The organism is Paenibacillus sp. sg306046 (genome assembly GCF_059821225.1).
This window is the reverse complement of the sequence record NZ_JCAMRT010000037.1, coordinates 1-18,020: the sequence shown is the minus strand read 5'-3', so window position 1 is coordinate 18,020 and position 18,020 is coordinate 1. Positions and strand designations below refer to the sequence as shown.

Genomic DNA, 18,020 nt, shown 5'->3' with positions numbered 1-18,020 from the left:
TTGCTGTGAATGCCTTGGTACAATACGTGTATCATACCATGAATCAACAAGTGCAGGAGTGACAATTGTGAGGAAATCCAATTTTTTGACTAAAATGACCTTATTTAGCTTTATCCTGTGTGTTGTTCCGGTCATGATTATCGGATTTTTCTCCTATCTGAATGCATCCCGCGAAATTCAAAAGCAGGTGAATCAAGGCCAGCATCAAATTTTAAGCCAAATGAGCTCCAATGTGGAGCAAACGCTGCGAACCGTTGTGCATGCCCTGAACCAGCTGGCGGATTCCTCTGCGATGAGCAGGGTGTTTGGCGATGCGCTGACGGAGCAGGACTTTATTTTATACCAGAATCTGCGCAGGGAAATGCTGAACACGCAAAATTTCTACACCAACCTGGAGGATGTTGCGATCGTCAATCTGAAGCAAAATTGGATGATGAAAAACTCCGGCTTCTACCAGTTCGACGAATACCTGCATCATTCGCAAATCGCGAACCAGATGCTGCTGATGAATAATTCCTCCTGGGTGTTGAATAATACGTTATGGTTTTATAGCGAAATGAAGGCAAATGTGGAAGCCTGTCCGTATACGATCAGTCTCGTTCAAAAGCTGCCTTCCTATTCTTCCTACAAGACAGGGATGGCGTTCGCCAATATCTCGACCTGTTCCATGCCTTCGATTATCAATTATACGCCGCGTCCATCGGAGACGGTCATGATTCTCGACAATCAGGACCGGATCGTGTATCACAATGACCCCGCCATGATCGGGCAATACGTTCGCAATACCGGTTTTATCAGCCAAACGATGCTGCTTAGCGGGAAGAGCGGACAATTCCAGACCAAGGTGGGCGGACAGGATTATACGGCTACGTATTTGCGCTCGGACTTCAATAACTGGGTGTATGTTTCGATCATATCCATTGACAGCTTGACGACGGAAGCGGTTAAGATCCGCAACTTCACCATTTTGACGATGATCTTGCTGGTGGCGGTGTTTATGACGCTTGCCTGGTTTTTCTCCAGAAGAATGTATACGCCGATTCAAAGGCTTGTGCGGCAAACGATCGGCCATATCACCACATCCGCCCAGATGAGCGAATTCGACATCATCAGCAGCTCCTTCCAGGATTTATTTAAATCCAAGGCCCGTCTGGAGCAGGAGTCGTTCCGTCATCTGCAGCAGGCCCGCGACTTTTTCCTGATTCGGCTGCTGCAGGGCACGATGCGGAAGCAGAGCATTACGGAGAAAATGGAGCAGTTCGGGTATTCCGCCAAGGTCAAGGACTGGGAGCGGCTATCGGTCATCGTGGTGCAAATTGATACGCTGGATGAAACGAATTACCGCAAGGAAGATATGGATCTGCTGCTGTTTGCGGTGCAAAATATGGTGGAGGAGCTTGTGCCGGAGCATGTCCGGCTGGCGCCTGTTGTGTACGACTCGGCTGTTTCCCTGATCGTAGGACGGAGCCCTGTGCCGCTGGAGGAGTACAACTCCTGGATCTACGCGATGACGGAAGATATTCAGCATAAGGTCAATGCGATTCTCAAGCTGACGGTGAGCATTGGGATCAGCCTGCCTTTCACCGATGTGACGCATACGATGGTTGCTTTTCGCGAAGGGCTTGAGGCATTGAAGCACCGGATTCATCTGGGCGTAGGCGTGATCATCAACTACGCTCATATGAACCGCGGGCTGCCGAGACAAAATCTGGACTACCCGTGGCTGACCGAAAGCGAGCTGTTCGATGCGATACGTCTGGCCGACGAGGAGAAAACCCGCGAGCAGCTGCACAAGCTGATGACTGCCATTTTCAAGCATGAAATGACGCCGCGGGAATACCAGGTGCTGATCAACAAGCTGCTGAACAACCTGCTCATTATGATCCAGGAGTCAGGCATCCGGATCGCGCAGGTGGACGAAGGGCCGGAATCGTTCTACGAGGAGCTGCAGAAGCTGCCTCTGGCGACGGAAATCGAGGGCTGGTTCTGGAACCGAATCATTCACCCGCTGCTGATCTTGTTCAAGGAAAGGCAGACCTCCCAGTACCAGAGCATCTCCGATAGTATACTGGACCGGGTCAGCCGCGAGTACGACAAGCCCTTGACTGTAGAGGGGCTGGCTGCCGAGCTGCATTACAATGTCAATTATTTAAGCAGCGTGTTCCGCAATCAGGTTGGGCAAACCTTCAGCGAGTATTTGTCCACCTACCGGTTCAACGTTGCCAAGAAATGGCTGATCGAAACGGATATGACCGTCAAGGAAATCTCCGAGCGGCTGCAGTATCAAAATTCGCAAAATTTCATCCGCTCGTTCCGCAAGCAGGAGGAGATGACGCCCGGGCAATACAGGGAAATGCACCGGAAGCTGCAGACTTGACGGGTTGACGGAATCGTTATAGAGATATATTGAAATTGGAGAGACGCTACTGACCTTACACGGTTGGTAGCGTTTTTTGCGTGGTAGGTGCAGTGATTTGGCCGGACTGTTGAGAATGGAGGGCCGAGCGGCTGGGGAATTGGTGTGGCGCGTTCGTGAACGAAATGTTATTGGAAGCGGCGTTAAGTTGCACCTGTTTCTAAAATTTTCTTTAGAAATCTCCTAAAGGTTACATAATTATACAAATTTGATGAAAACGTTAATATTTGTTTAGAGGATATATATTACTATGGTAACTAGTTTTAGATTGGAGATGGTTTATTTGGCATATTGACAACTTGGATGTTACACACTCAAAAGCCATTGTAGTTGATTTTATTTCTTTCTAAGAAGGAGTCATAGCATGAGGTTATCAAAATTTTTAATGCTCGCTTATGTTGGTTTAGTCGTGCTGATGCTTGGAACTACAAGTCATGCACAAGCGGATACCTTCACTACCTCCGTGTCTGTATTCGGAGGGAGTGGTGTTGATACGTTTAAAAGCGTACTGCCTACAGCAGATGGAGGATATTTCGTATCGGGAGTAACTGCATCCAGTGATGGCGATGTGGCGGGCTTAGCGCCGCTCAGTCCTGCTGGTGTAGGGCTTATGGTGAAGTATGATAAAAACCAAAACCTGGTATGGAAAAAAACTTCCGTAAATGCTTCTGCAGGTTTTGCACAAACCCTGGATGGAGGTTTTATTGGCGTTGGTGCCAAAGCAGGTATCCAACAAGATGTTGACGCCTCTATTGTAAGATATGATGCCAACATGAACGAGCTGTGGCAAGTGACAATAGGAGGAAGCAAGTATGACACGCTCAATTCGGTGGTACCGACAAGTGATGGTAAATTTATCGCTGTTGGGCGTACGGCTTCTTCAGACAAAAGCTTTGCCGGGTTAAGCAAGGGCGCGGAGGATGCCATTGTTGTTAAATTTGCTCTCGACGGCACCATTATTTGGCTCAAAACGTTTGGCGGGTCAAGCAATGAAGAGTTTTTAGGCGTTACCCCAACGGCGGATGGCGGGGTTGTCGTTGCTGGCAGTACGTTATCGACTGATGGAGATGTAACCGCTACTGCCAATGGTACAACTGCTCGTGCGCTGTTGGTTAAGTATGCTGCAGATGGAACTGTAGCTTGGAAAAAAATGATGCAAGGATCCTTTGGAAATAGAAACGTACTCAACTATGTTCAACGCACGATTAATGGAGAATATGTGGCCGCAGGCGCTTTTTCGTCAGTTGGCGGAGATTATCCCCCATTTGAGCAAGGCAAAGGTGATGCGCTCCTTATTCGATTTGACGAAAATGGTAATGAAATATGGACGAGAGGAATTGGAGGAACAGATACCGATCGGCTGGTTGCTCTTCAGGAGATCGCAAATGGCGGATTGATTGCCGTTGGCAGCACTGACTCAAGTGATGGTGATTTTGTCGGCATGGCTAAGGGCAGCAGCGATGCGATCTTTGCTTATTTGGATCATGCAGGGAATGTACTGCAAACGGGCACCGTAGGAGGATCAGGCAAGGATTATTTTTACGCAGTGGCATCCATAGGGAACGGCAAGTTCGTGGCGGTTGGAGATTCGACATCGACTGACGGGGATTTGGAGGGCAAGAGCAAGGGGGGGAGCGGTAAAAATAGAATGGATGCGCTGCTCTCTCTGTTTCATATAGATCTTCCGGAAGAGAGCGGAATCACATTTTCAGCAGACAAGACGACTCCGACGAATACAAACGTTACCGTCACGATCGAATATCCTGCGAGTGCTGTGGTGAAACAATACAAGCTTGGCCGAGAAGGCGCCTGGAATGTATATACAGCTCCCTTGAATATTTCCGAAAATACGACGATCTATGCAAGAAGCATTAGTGCATCGGGACTTGCATCAGAGGAGTCGGCTTACGGTGTTATTAACATCGACAAGGTAGCGCCGCCGGCACCATATTTAACGCCTGATCGTACTGAACCTACAAATCAGAATATTACAATTGCAGTGCGATACAGTGATATTGGTGAACCCGGTATCGGTGAATATCGAATTAATGGAGGCAACTGGATCAAGGAAACTGCGGGATGGATCCTCATGACAGACAATGGTACGCTGGAGGTCAGAGTATCGGATAAAGCAGGAAATTCTTCTAGCACAACCTATGTAGTGAGCAACATTGACCGGATTGCAGAAGATCCTACATTTAATCCATCCATCACCAATCTGACCAATAAAGATGTGCAAGTCACCATAAGCTACCCTCCTGATGCCCAACTGCGAGAGTACAAAATTAACAATGCCGCTTGGTTATCCTATTATTTTGCCAGTCCCCCAACACTAACGGAGAATGGAATTGTATATGCTCGTCATACTGATATTGCAGGGAACACCTCCAAAGTGGCAAGCATCCAAATTTCAAATATAGATAAAACGCCGCCAATCGCTGCAACATTGGTTCCAGATAAAACGCCGCCAACGAACGGTAATGTGTTTGTTACGATCAACTACCCTAGTGATGCAGCTATTAAGGAATATTCCTTAGGTTCAGGGGGATTTAGTGCGTACACTAAGCCAGTCGAAGTCGCGCAAAATACAACGGTGTATGCAAGAAGCAAGGATCTCGCCGGCAATCAGTCTGTTGTGTCCAGTTATCAGGTGACTAATATTGATAAAGTGCCGCCGGAAGCACCCAAAATTTCTGCAGATCAAACGGCTCCGACTAATAAAGCGGTAAATCTAACTATCACTTACTCTACAGACACCGTGAAGAAAGAGTATCGGGTTAACAATGAGGAGTGGAAGCTTTATACGGCAGCCGTAGCTGTTCAGAACAATGGGACTGTGCAAGCAAGAGGAACAGATGCGGTCGGTAATGTATCAGCAGCAACAAGCTATACCGTTTCGAATATAGATAAAACGCCGCCTGTACAGCCAAGCTTTACGGCCAATCCGTCGAAGCCAACCAATCAGACGGTTGCCGTTACCGCGACGTTTTCAACGGATACGGCAGTTAAGGAGTACCGGACGAATGGTGGAGCATGGGCAGCCTACACGGCGCCTGTGGCCTTCGCGAATAACGGCGTTCTAGAGGTCAGAGCGACGGATGCCGCAGGCAATGCTTCGATTGGCCGCTATGAGGTAACCAATATTATTAAGGTTGCTGTGCCGCCTACCATTACAGTAGATAAGACAAGCCCGACGAATACAGCGGTCAAGGTGACCATCAACTTTCAGGCAACGGATTCGGTGAAGCAATATCGGGTTGGTCAGGGTCAATGGCTAGACTATAAAGGCATTATTGAGCTTCAAGACAATGCCAAAATCGAAGCCAGAGCAACTGATTTAGTAGGTAATGTGTCGGTTATTACTAGCTTCACGGTATCCAACATTGATAAAACTCCTCCGACTGCTCCCAGAATCGCTGTAAGTACGCGGGGACCAGCGAGGGAAGTCATGGTGTATGTCGTATACGAAGGCAGTGAACCTGCTTCTTCGGAGTATCGAATCAATGAGGGGGCATGGACCCGGTATCTGGAGCCGCTGCTGATCAAGGAAAATATAACAATAGAAGCAAGAGCGATAGATGCGGCAGGAAATATTTCTTCCATTGCGCGTGATGCAGTTACGAAAATTGATCGAGAGCCGCCGCCAGCTCCTGTAATAACTGTCATTGATTCAACATCTGTCGTTGCTACCAAAATACTCGTCACATTCCCAGGGAATGATGTCGCAAGCCGGGCAGTTCGGCTGGACAATGGAGAGTGGAAATTCAGCAGCGGACCTTCTGTCTCAGCATGGTACAGCAAGAACGGAATTTTGGAGGCGAGATCCATCGATACCGCCGGGAATGAGACGAGCTCGTTCTATACAATCTCGACGTTGGAGCCTATTACATTTTCGGCGGATATAACGGAACCGACCAATCAGGACGTCACCGTTACGATTCAATATCCTTCCACTGCAAGTTACAGAAAATATATAATTGATGGGAATTATTCGAACTTCTACGAATATACAGGTCCGATCACCCTTGCGAAAAATGCAGAGATCACAGCATATGCAGCTGATGGTAATGCAAGTGCTGAGAAATATTTCAGAGTGGCCAACATTGATAAGACGCCGCCGCTCCAGCCGACATTTGCAGAGGATAAATCGAACGTTTCCTTTGTGAAAGTAACGATTGCTTTCACGGAAGATTCAGTCAGAAAGGAATATCGCATTGATGGCGGAGCATGGACAGCCTATAGTGCTCCTATAATACTTACGAAGAAGACATTGAAAATAGAGGCACGAGCATTTGACTTCGTTGGAAATGGTTCACAAAGCGAATGGTCGCTTCAACCGCCGGCTCTGTCCACGATTTCGGCAACAATGCGCAGCTTGCCTAATTCAATAGGCATGGAGATTGGAATCAAGTATCCGGACAACATTGCCTTCAAAGAATACCGAATAAATAACGGGCAATGGATCGCTTATTCAGCTCCCTTCACGATTACAGCTGATGCTACGATTGAAGCGAGAGCAAGTGATGCGATCGGAAATTTCTCCGTCACAACCCGTTATGTGCCGATCAGCAGCGACCTGAAGTACTTCTACGATGCGCAAGGGAAGCTAGACTATATTTTATTTCCGGCTGGTCAGAAGCTTAAATATGTTTATGATTTGAATGGGAATTTATTAAGAACGAAGATGGAGTAAGGTGTTTGCAATACGAGTAGAAAAAACGTTAAGTGAAGAGGAGTCCGCATGAAGAAAACGATACGATGGATGTTGATTTTAGCAGTTCTCTTAAGTTCATTCGCGCCGCCATCTATGGCGGCCAGTGCCGCAAGTCCAATAACCGAAAGTACGAGCAATCAAGAGGTAATGCCAGCTTCATCAGCCTCCGCTGCTAGTTATATTACCCTTGAAGGGCTAAGCAAACAATATGGGGTTCCGCAGCTGGAATTAATTCAACTGCTAACAAAAGGCTACTCTCTTCAAGAGCTGCACAGCGCGTTAGAGCGATCCAGAGCGCAATTGCGGCCCTTGGAGACTGCTCTTGATGAAATAAATCCGCAAGTGCTGGAGCAATTAAATAACCTGGATTATGCTCCTATTCAGCAGGAGAAAATGTCTGAGCAGGTGGAACCGACCACGCTTCCCAAGCCTGAAGGCGAGTTTGTGCCACAGCCCGATGAATCAAGCATGGCTTTAAATCCATCCGTATTCGGCAACGTCTACGGGGAGCAAGTAACGAATAACGTTTACGGGAATGTCTATGGATCTCTTCGAGCGATGCGCAGTATGGCAGCCTCAGCCAGTTCATTTCCGACATCCTATGATGAGTTGGCAGTCAAGCGTCTGGATATCAAGGTTAACGCTGCGCCCTACATGGTTGGAGGAAGCGAGAATGTGTCAACCTATGACGGGTCCTTGCAGGTAGAAAGCAGCGATTTGACGCTTCCCGGGAGAAACGGTCTATCCTTCAATTTAAAACGAATATACAACAGCAACGATGCTGTCTATTACGACAAGGAGGTATACAAGGGGAATGTTTATTCAGTTAAGTATTATCCAGAGCTGATAACACGTCTCTCTTTAAGAAATGGAGGCCAGCCTGTTATCGAAAAGGGTTACTCCTCGAGCTTTAATTTTGAGCCTTACTTCAGTACGATGGCTTACAGGGCGCTTATTCAATACGACGGACAGTATTCGTACTGGCACGCTCCTGATATTTTCTCATCTACCGTCGAAGACTTTGACGATGTAGAGCGTAAAATTGCTGAAGCCAGATGGCCTAAGGTAGATCCAGCCGACCCGAAAGGTTCACCTTTCATGATTGCCGAAAACTTTACTTTAAGTGGAGTTCCACTGCTTGTTAAGGCTTATACGACTGGAAAAGTGGTGGAGTATCCATACAGTAAGCAGGTCGTGTGTGCGATACCTTCATCGGGATGGGGATGCTTGGGGGATAAATATGCCTATGGCAATAAAACCGTGAGCAGGGAAGTCGAAGAAAATCGGTTTCCAATCGGCAAAGGATGGAGCTGGGATATTCCTCGCATTCATACCAAAGCCAATTATAAAAAATATATTACTCTATTCGGCGGAGCTACATATGAGTTGGATGAGCTGTCGCTAAAAGGGTATCCTTGGAAAGACCTTCAGTTACAATATGATACCACGGTTCGAGTAAATAACAGACAATCAAGCTACGTTTTGAAAAATTTGAATGGGAACAAACAGTACTTTTCTTATGATGGGAAACTGATCCAGATTTCGGATGCTTACAATAATACCCTGCAGTTTATGTATGAAGAGGTTTCGCCCTATGGGGCAGTGCTGACTAAAATAACGGATGCCCTTGGGAACGATATCCAGATCAGCTACTCAACAACAAGTGTTACGATGACGCAAGGTGACCGTAAGGTTACCTATGCAAAAACGAAAGATCCGCAACAAAATAAAGAATTGCTGAGCCAGGTTACGGATTCACTTGGAAGAACGACGTCCTATATTTATGACGTGGTCAAGGCTCCATTTACATTGATTGACACGCCGAGATTTAAGGATAATTATATTGCGTTGCTGAAGCAGGTGCATCACCCGACGCAAGCGCGTACAGAATACAGCTATGCAAACGACACAAGACCACTCGGTTACCTGGCCTCAGAAGAAATATTTCGAGTCAGCAGTCGTGAGGATGTTGTGATGTATGCCGATGGAACAGAAAGCAAACATAACCATCAGAGCTACGCTTACAATGGCGACGGAGCAAGGGTGGATAAAAACAGTTCGTCATTCAGCACAACGATCAGCAATGGCCGATTAAGCACAACCTATAGCTACGACAAGGTGTACATTGACGACAATACGCCGGAGGTCATGTACAACACGAGGATTACAAAAGATGATGGTGCGACTCAACAAATCGAAGAAATGGAGTATGATCGGACCAATCGACGAACGTCCCCGATCAAGGTTAGCTCGTATGCGAAAAAAGCAGGCGCTCAGGGTGCAGTTAAAGTCGTTACCCGTACGTATGATGACTACGGAAACATCACGACTGAAACAAACCCGGAGCAGGTGAAGGCGACGTATTTGTATGACGAACAAACGCATTTATTAAAATCATCGACGGTGCCTGTTGGGGAGGGGCTGTCCGCTTATACCGAAATTGAGCGATACCCGACGTCGAATAGTGTAAAGAGAATGCAGATCAAGGAAAAAGATACGAATGGGCCGCTGAAGGCCGAGACGAGCTACACGTATGACAGCTACGGCAACTCGTCAAAAGTTACGATCGCCGATGATAACCGAAACATTGTTGTCAACTTCCTGTATAGCGCCCTGTATAGCTCTGGGTTTCCAACGGAGCAATCCATTGTTACCTACAATGCAGATCAGCAGCCTGTAACGGTAAAGCAGAGCTATGCGTACAATAAGCAAACAGGGGCGATGACCCGGTACACGGACGGGAAAGGCTATGTGACCGAGTATGGCTATGATGTGGCGGGACGTCCTATTTTTGTGCAGCAGCCGGATGGAAAGAAACATGTCGTAACGTATACGGATAGTACCAACACGATCAAGGAAACGGATCCTACCGATGTTAGCGTGACAACCGTTTGGAACCCCTTGGGACTTAAAGTTACAACCGGCATGGACGGAAAAAGCCCGACCACCACTGGATACGATGCGTTCGGCCGAATGGAGTGGTCGAAGGACGGGGCAGGCAATCGGACGACGTATCGCTACGATGCATGGGATCGGTTAATCGAAACGGTGCTGCCAGGCGGGGGAAGCGTAACGGTAAGTTATGATGACCTTCAGCAGATGGTCAGTGAAACGGATCCTGAGGGATACGTAAACAAGCAGTGGATGGACCTTATGGGGAGAGCTGTCAAAAAAGAAGCGTATGCGCCAAACGGGACAATCATCGGCACAGCGAGCATGAAGTATACCGAATCAAGCCAGGTTGCAAGTGTGGAGGAGGGAACCACGGCTGATGCGGCAGGAATTAGCCGTACTGCATACACGTACGATGTGATGGGAAGACCGACTTCCGTCACCAACGCCTTGAATGAAAAGACTGCCTATGCCTATAGCCTGGCAGGCCAACTGATAGAGACGAGTTATCCGGATGGAAACAAGCTGCGCAAGCAATATGATGAAACAGGAAAGCTGCTTCGGCGCACAGACCCGCTGGGTCAAACGGAAACGTACGCGTACGACTTAAACGGAAATCTCACGAAAAAGACAGATCGCAAAGGCCAAGCGACCACCTACGCGTATACAAATCGAAACCTGCTGCAAACCGTAGTGACGCCAAGTGAAACGATTCGCTACACGCAGGATGCTGCGGGCAGAAGGAAATCCATGAAGGATCAGACTGGAGAAACGATCTATGAGTACGAGTCGGGAAGTGGATGGCTGACGAAAGTCACCTATCCGGACCAGCGGTTCAGCACGTACCAGTATGATCCGCAGGGGAGACGGACCAAGCTGATTGACCCATTTGGCCAAGTGAGCGAGTATAGCTACGATGCCAGAAATCAGCTGAAGCAGGTCGGAACCGTGTCCGGGCAGTGGGAGGCGACCTATACGTATAACAAAAAGGGTCAGCCAGCCAAGACAGAGCTGCGGCCAGGCTTGACCAGCACCTGGGGGTATGAGCCGCTCAAGCAAACGCTGACTCATGACCAAACGGGCCAAGGAGCCTTGCATAATTACCAGTACACGTATGATACAAAAGGAAACCAGGTCGGCCGAACGGAGAACAGCCAAGTTGACAGCTTCGGATACGATTTGTTAAATCGAATTAAAGTGTCAAGTGCTTATAACGAAAATTACACATACGACAATCGTGGAAATCGTCAAACGTTAACAAGCAGCAAGCCTACCTTGATCAGGGAGCAAAGCTACGAGTACGACGAGCAAAACCGGCTGCAAAAGGTACAACCCGCAGAGGGAGGCGCGGTCACCTACAAATATAACGGGGACGGGTTGCTAACAGAAAGGACGGAGCAAGGAAAAACTACGCGATATTATTATGACGGAACGAACATGATTGCAGAAGGGCAAGTCGTTGGGCAGACCGTTGTGCACAAAGCAAGCTATTTACGTGGGAATCAGCTTATAGCTCGAATTGACGCAACGGGAAGCAAATCGTACTATATGCATAATGGACATGGCGATGTGGTGGGGTTAGTTGATGCCTCGGGGCAGAGGTTAAATACGTACACGTATGATATGTGGGGCAATCCTCTAACGACGCAAGAAACGATCAGCCAGCCGTTTCGCTACAGCGGCGAGTACTGGGACAGCAGCACAGGACTACAGTATTTGCGGGCGCGGTGGTATGATCCGAGTATGGGGCGGTTTATTAATGAGGATACGTATGAAGGGGATATAAACAATCCGCTGACGTTGAATCTTTATACGTATGTAAAGAACAATCCGGTGTTCTATTTTTTACTAGGTAAACTTAAAAACATGGGAATCAGCAATAAATCGGCTTGAAAGGCCACCTTCGAAAGCGAAACGAAAGTGGCCTTTTATAATGTGTTTCTATTTGAAAAAATTATCCCGTTCGTTCTCAAACGAAGGAATGATTCGTGAATGTTTATTGTCGCTCTTGGGTAAGTTCTACAAACAAACTCAAGCCCATTGATCAGCAGTGCTGATTAGGTTTGTACGTTTCATGGAGTCGTATTGCCCAATGTTCACATGCTATGACAGGGCTTTCACATTACCCCAGCATACTATTTGCTTCCGACTTGTATTTTTTTAACAAAAAACCGAGAAAGAAAGGGGGGCTTGAGCCTCTGTACATTATAGCCATAACCCACTATTCATAATGTTAGTGGTTGTCCATCGTCCATCATTTTAGTAAATCAGCCAAGCTCGGATTAATTCTAGCCTTTAGCAGTTTACTAAAAGCCCTGTCTCTTTCAGCACCTTTGTTATATGCTCGCCCTAAGCCCCCCTTGTAACCATCCCCATCAAATTCAGCGTAGGGCTGACCATCAGGAATTAGAAGTGCTTCGTCTATGGTCGAAAACTGTACAATGCTTTCATTGTTTGACAAATTATCCACCAACTCGTTCAGCAAATATTTCTGATGACCTTTAATCCAGTACAATTTTAGCTGGAATGTAATACTATCTGATTTCTGTAACTCAGTAGTTAATCTTTTTAAAGCGCTTGTACTATCCGAAACAACATATGCTTCCCTAATGTCATCTCCCCAAGTGCATAGAGCTTCTCTAATACCCTGCATTAGTGCTCTATATTCGATTTCTGCAATATCATCTTTTGAATCCTTAATCTGAAAATCGCTGACTAACTTGACGCCGAAACGTCTTTTTTTTCTGAATAAAACCGCCAAGCCAATTCCAGACCGATACTTATCTTTACTGATCTCTTTGACTGATGCATCTGTATAAATAATCGCCGTCCTCTTTTCACTCAGCATCAGATCCTCATCAGATTGCGTCACTGTCCGTAAAAGCTGACCATTTTTGATTAAAATAAAAAGCCCCCCCCTTTGATTAAATGCGGATCAGAACACAAAAAGCGGCATCTCTGCCGCTTTTTTAATTCGTTGGCCTTCTTAAAAGAGCTCTTTATATTGAACATCAAGGGATAAATCGCCGCTTCGCATATCACCAGCAAGAAATGAAACATTAAGCTGGACACTTGACGTGAGAATTTCCTCGTAGCAACCATGATTATTACAACACCATACTGGGACGTTACGTATGATATATGTTTTACCAGACTCTGTCCAAGATATATCTTTCACCTGACGTTGAGCATGACTTCCGCATCTGCACCTCATCGTATCTGCAACCATAACCATCGTAACACCTCCTACTTTAAACATATTATACCACAAATCAGCGGTTTGATACATCTTACTTTAAAATTAGTGCTTTCGCAATCGCTTCTTGAATTCCTCAAGCTTCATTGCCATTTCAGGATTATCGGCTAAAGAAGTCGTCAATTCATGTATATGATCATTACTCACTGTAATAACACGAATCTTTTCATGGTTAATCGTATCAAAAGAAACCGTCACCTTAAACCGCTCATCGTATTTTGAATGATACAACGTATAAGTGAGGTTAGTAAAACCTTTCCATTCCGCTTCCTTTTCTACTACATCACTATCGATAACCAGTTGAATAACAAGCAATATACTCTCAACAGAAGGCGGAGCATCTTTGCTCACTTTACTTACCCTGACTGCAATTCGCTCTCTTGCATGCTGGGTAAATACGATTGTATCATCTTTAATCAAATCCCGCTTGTCTTTTCCATCTACTAAACCATTTTTAAATGCGATTACTTGAGTTCGTTGTTCATCACTGATAGGAATTTTAATACCCTTTTCCAAAGCAATCCACTCTGACTGCGTCCGGTCACGTGATACCTCATGAATATAGTTTTGTTGCTCAGAATTCAGTTCAACAATGTCCTCGAACTGTATATTTTTATCAGCTAAGTGGATCTGAAAACTCACACCGTGCACCCTTTCTTAATCCAACGGGATTCAACTAATATCCCCATTATATAACATTTCCTCACTAAAGTCCTGGTTTAGTCTAAAAAGAATACAAATAAGCTTCACATTACGAAGAAGCTTATTTGTATTCTCTGATCAGTGCTGTTATATATCTTACCCGCAATGTTAGACACGCTTTTGATAGCGTCTCTCCTGGAGACCGCTTGCGCTACAGTGGTCAGCGTAACAGTAAGGATACTTCTGTCTCCGTGAGCCAATAACTGTGGAAAATGGTTCTATACATGTTACTTGAATTCAGTATCCTCAACGAGGCTTCAACAATATTACTTACTGAATTAAATGTTATCTTCCTCTAGCCAGTCAGTTGGAATTAAGGCCCTTCCATTTCGCCAAGGTTCTTCAACTAATGCACTCTGGAAGTCAGGGCTATCTATATTTGCATGATCTAATACAATAATTTGAAATTTCCCCTGCAATTCATTACATACGGAAAACAGCAAATTGAAAAGTCTTGAAACAGCTTGTCGATCTTCATCAGTTAATTCTTCAGCCAGCCCTTCCATTACCTCATATTTTTCTGGTGGAAAATACACTTGTGTTGGCTGATCCAAAATAATAAAAGAAGGTACAGGTCTGCCGCGCTGAATATAATATTTGTGGAGCGCCAGATGAGAAACCAGATGGCAGCCAAGCCAGTTTTCACCACTTCCCATTCTGTACATTGGGATGGGTCTTTCTTCCTGATCGGCAATTACAGTCAAATTTTTCAAGTCCAAGCGATATGGAGAAGATGAATGTTCCAGTTGTAATTCTTCAGCCCATTTTGTCATGTATGTAGATATTCTACTAAGTGCAGATGTGAGTAGTTCATCCGTTTTATCCTTATCAAGTTCCTGCTCTAATACTTTGATTCTTCTTTCTAATTCTGAAACTTGCGATTTTAAGTCTTTATCTTCGTGAACTTCTTGGTAGTTTTCCAAAAATAAGCTGATTCGTCCCACAACTCTGGCTATCCTTGTATTTATCTCTTTTATTTCATCTGCTACTTTCTGTTCCATTAATAGAGAGTTCATAGCATTTGTAATGGTTTGCAACTCCTCTTTATATGTTTGAAGTTGCATCTCCAACTTTTGTAAAAACTCTCGCAGCTTTGGTCTCTCTCTTTCGACTAATGTTAAATTATTTCTCAAATTCACTAGTGAACTATTAATCATCTCAACAGTAGGCGTTACTTCTTCTAATCTTGAAGTACAAAGCGGACAATGTTGTTGCCCGTCACCATCACTGGAAAATAAGTTTACTGTCTCAAGTCGTAATCTTTGTTGATTCGCTTCATGAGTATATCCCATCGCTTCTGCAGCGTAGGTTTTTGCTGAACTTATTTGATCATTGACTTGTGCTATTTGTTCAACTAATCCTCTTCTTTGTGACTGTAATTCCTGTAGCCGATCAGTTTCGAATATGGGTTCAGCATACGGTTTCCAGTTCAATGTATCTTGTAAGCAACTTAAGATAAAATCGGCATCTCCTAGATTTAGCTGTTCATCAAATAATCCAACCTGTTTTGCCTCTTCAAATAGAATGTTTGCTTGTGAGCTTGAATTGCCAGCAATCAGAGCTGCATCTTGCAATTTCCGTTGTAACAATTTGAGCTGCCTCTTCGTTTGTCGAAGTTCCTGCTCCAGCCTTAATTGATCCTCTCGAATAACACCTAAAAAATACGGCAACGTATCCTTAATCGACTGAGGAATAAATGGTTCATTTTGTCGGTGAAACAAAATAGACTCGTTCGCTATAACGCTTTGCTTTTGAAAGAGAAAAGTTCGTGAGTGTTTGAAATTTGCTTCGAGAGGGTCGCGAGATTGTCCCTCCGAAGGAATATGTAAATTAGCTGATATACCAATAAGACTTCCTAAATAGTCAACCAGACTTTCATCATTACTATTCGTTGTTATCTCATCAATTTCAGGAAACTCCAAGTCTTTTCCTACATTTAAGTGAATCTGGCTTTGACTTAACGCATTTCCTTCCGGTGCCTTTTTTACTATGATGATTTCTTGTTGTTCATAGTTGAGTTTTAAACCAAAATATAAAACATGGTTACGAATAACTCCTTCTGGAATTCTAAATTCCGATCTTCCCAAACAATATTCGATGATTTCAATTATTGCTGATTTACCAACCTTAGATTTTCCGGTGATAATACTCACCTGGCCTAACATAAAAGGGACGATGCGCTTTTGTCCCAGTTTATTATATAAAGCGATCTCTTTTATCTGTAAACTCATGGACAGATCCCCCACATTGTATAGATTGTCGAGCTTGATGAAGTAGAAAACCAACGTCCGACAAATTTACTCTTGTTTGCATACTCTTTGATTTCTTCATGAACTTGATATCTCTTGAATCGTTTATCCGTTACTAAAATACATCCATTCGAAATAGAGATGTATCCCTTATTAATAAGAAACATTATCGTCTCTCTCGTGATATTGATCATTTCATTTACTCGATTGGCAAAACCAATTCTAAGTTCAGGATTAGATTGAAGCCATGCTTGCATATGAGTACGAACAGAAGAAGGCAACTGATCGCGTGTGTGTCGATGTAATACGATTGGTAACAATAAAAACATGAGTTCATATGGAACCCCGGAGCCTTTCTCACTTTCGTATGACTTGACATACTCTTTGAGTAAATACCCACAAAATGCTGGATTTAGAAGATTCGCTACTTCGGTTGGACGTTGATACCAGTTTCTCATCCTGCTGCTTCCCCCTTATGCCTTTCAAGTATTTTCTTGAAATGGGGATGCCAGCCGAGCGGAATCTCTTCTTTATCAGCGAGGATATGATAGCTGCCTTTCAATACATAAGGTTCTGTACAACCTTGTCGGATACTTAAATGGTTTGCCTGCATTAAACGATCATACAGTGTCTTTCCCTTTGTTTCTAGTTCTGCACTTGTCAATCCTTCGATACCAGACTCAATCAATATTTCGAAGTATTCCTCCCAAGCCTCATGTAATCTCCTTTCATACCGTTCCAATTCACTAATGCTTACCAAGTGGTCGGAGACCCATTTAGATCTTTGCATAAAAGCCCGATAATAATCTCTTAGCGCTAGCTCTATTCGTTTTTCGCTTAGTGAAATGATTTGCAATTGTTTTACGAACTGTCTTCCATCATATAATTGTGGATCTTCGGGTTGCTGACCTTGGTAATCAATGGGGAGACTATCCGGTCTCAACTGATCTGCTATGTCATGAATTTTTTCAGATAATTCCGATCCAGCGATGGTTCCATGTGATTGCCCTTTTAGATGAATTACGACCTGGTGGAACCACCATCCTTCAAGTCGCTCATATAAAGCGTCAATTAAGTTCCTTCTTACAGAAAGAGCCAGTAGCCCCTTAATTTTATCTGCAATATCAACAATATCCGGTGATTGATCAAGTATGTACATGTTTTCTATTAATGACAATTGATGTTCAGGTGTTAGTGAGGAGAATGCTTGATAAGCAGCTTGATTTGTTTGGTTTGTTGAAGAAGCAATTACACTTAGCATCATTGATCTGACTTTCAAAGGATCTCTAAATTGATTATCCTTTAAATAGTAACCAATGGAATCTTGGGGTACAGATGCTGTTGTTACTAATGTAAGCCGTGCTATTGACCTTTGTGCTTTTAGTGCTTCGCTCCATACTCGTACGGTTTTCCATAGATCAGCACAAGAATTGGTGAGAGCAGCAGCCGAATTCAAGTGGTGCTTAAGTTGTAGCAATTCTGCCGGTGAATAACCATCTTCAAAAGCAACATCATCTAACTTCTCTATGGATACTTGAGAATCAATTTTTTGTAATAATAGATATAGTGCATATCTGGATTGATAAAGGTAACCTATAGCAGATCCTCCAGCCGAAAAAGGTGTGGTCATGACAGACTCCCCCCATACAAAATATTACATGTTTCACCATCATTTTATCAGGTAAAGCTTTCCAATGCCACTTCTTTTAAAAGGGGGACAACTAGTACAAAGAACCTAAAATAACGTTACTATATTTTCCTGTATGGTATACTCTAGATAGAATCTATCGA

At 44.6% G+C, this 18,020-nt stretch carries 8 protein-coding genes; 3 read left to right on the top strand and 5 right to left on the bottom strand.

Features of this window, described 5'->3' with window-relative positions:
- Positions 1 to 67: 67 nt before the first annotated feature.
- From AC6ROY_RS23985 to AC6ROY_RS23975, 3 genes are all read left to right on the top strand, one after another.
- Complete coding sequence (locus tag AC6ROY_RS23985) at positions 68 to 2,377, top strand: helix-turn-helix domain-containing protein (protein WP_500103086.1); 2,310 nt, start codon at positions 68 to 70, stop codon at positions 2,375 to 2,377.
- Between the two features lie 403 nt (positions 2,378 to 2,780).
- On the top strand, positions 2,781 to 7,109 hold the full coding sequence (locus tag AC6ROY_RS23980) for an RHS repeat domain-containing protein (protein WP_500103085.1): 4,329 nt from the start codon (positions 2,781 to 2,783) through the stop codon (positions 7,107 to 7,109).
- Between the two features lie 48 nt (positions 7,110 to 7,157).
- Positions 7,158 to 11,915, top strand: coding sequence for an RHS repeat domain-containing protein (locus tag AC6ROY_RS23975; RefSeq protein ID WP_500103084.1), 4,758 nt, complete (start codon positions 7,158 to 7,160; stop codon positions 11,913 to 11,915).
- 361 nt (positions 11,916 to 12,276) lie between these two features.
- Here AC6ROY_RS23975 and AC6ROY_RS23970 read toward each other — a convergent pair whose 3' ends face one another.
- The 5 genes from AC6ROY_RS23970 to AC6ROY_RS23950 all read right to left on the bottom strand — a co-directional run bounded on the left by AC6ROY_RS23970 (position 12,277) and on the right by AC6ROY_RS23950 (position 17,859).
- Positions 12,277 to 12,870 carry a ribonuclease H family protein gene (locus AC6ROY_RS23970; protein WP_500103083.1) on the bottom strand — a complete coding sequence of 198 codons (594 nt, stop codon included), beginning with the start codon at positions 12,868 to 12,870 and terminating at the stop codon, positions 12,277 to 12,279.
- A 453-nt stretch (positions 12,871 to 13,323) separates the two neighbouring features.
- Positions 13,324 to 13,920, bottom strand: a complete 597-nt coding sequence (locus tag AC6ROY_RS23965; protein WP_500103082.1) for a hypothetical protein — start codon at positions 13,918 to 13,920, stop codon at positions 13,324 to 13,326.
- Positions 13,921 to 14,258: 338 nt separating this feature from the next.
- Positions 14,259 to 16,211, bottom strand: coding sequence for a DUF3732 domain-containing protein (locus AC6ROY_RS23960; protein WP_500103081.1), 1,953 nt, complete (start codon positions 16,209 to 16,211; stop codon positions 14,259 to 14,261).
- Positions 16,208 to 16,687, bottom strand: a complete 480-nt coding sequence (locus AC6ROY_RS23955; RefSeq protein WP_500103080.1) for a three component ABC system middle component — start codon at positions 16,685 to 16,687, stop codon at positions 16,208 to 16,210. Before AC6ROY_RS23955 ends, AC6ROY_RS23960 begins: the two co-directional genes overlap by 4 nt.
- Complete coding sequence (locus AC6ROY_RS23950) at positions 16,684 to 17,859, bottom strand: ABC-three component system protein (protein WP_500103079.1); 1,176 nt, start codon at positions 17,857 to 17,859, stop codon at positions 16,684 to 16,686. Before AC6ROY_RS23950 ends, AC6ROY_RS23955 begins: the two co-directional genes overlap by 4 nt.
- Positions 17,860 to 18,020 lie beyond the last annotated feature (161 nt).

Excerpts from the sequence above, each read along its gene's own strand:
- AC6ROY_RS23980 (WP_500103085.1), top strand. The coding sequence starts at position 2,781 with ATGAGGTTATCAAAATTTTTAATGCTCGCTTATGTTGGTTTAGTCGTG.
- AC6ROY_RS23975 (WP_500103084.1), top strand. The coding sequence starts at position 7,158 with ATGAAGAAAACGATACGATGGATGTTGATTTTAGCAGTTCTCTTAAGT.
- AC6ROY_RS23970 (WP_500103083.1), bottom strand. The coding sequence starts at position 12,870 with ATGCTGAGTGAAAAGAGGACGGCGATTATTTATACAGATGCATCAGTC.
- AC6ROY_RS23960 (WP_500103081.1), bottom strand. The coding sequence starts at position 16,211 with ATGAGTTTACAGATAAAAGAGATCGCTTTATATAATAAACTGGGACAA.
- AC6ROY_RS23955 (WP_500103080.1), bottom strand. The coding sequence starts at position 16,687 with ATGAGAAACTGGTATCAACGTCCAACCGAAGTAGCGAATCTTCTAAAT.
- AC6ROY_RS23950 (WP_500103079.1), bottom strand. The coding sequence starts at position 17,859 with ATGACCACACCTTTTTCGGCTGGAGGATCTGCTATAGGTTACCTTTAT.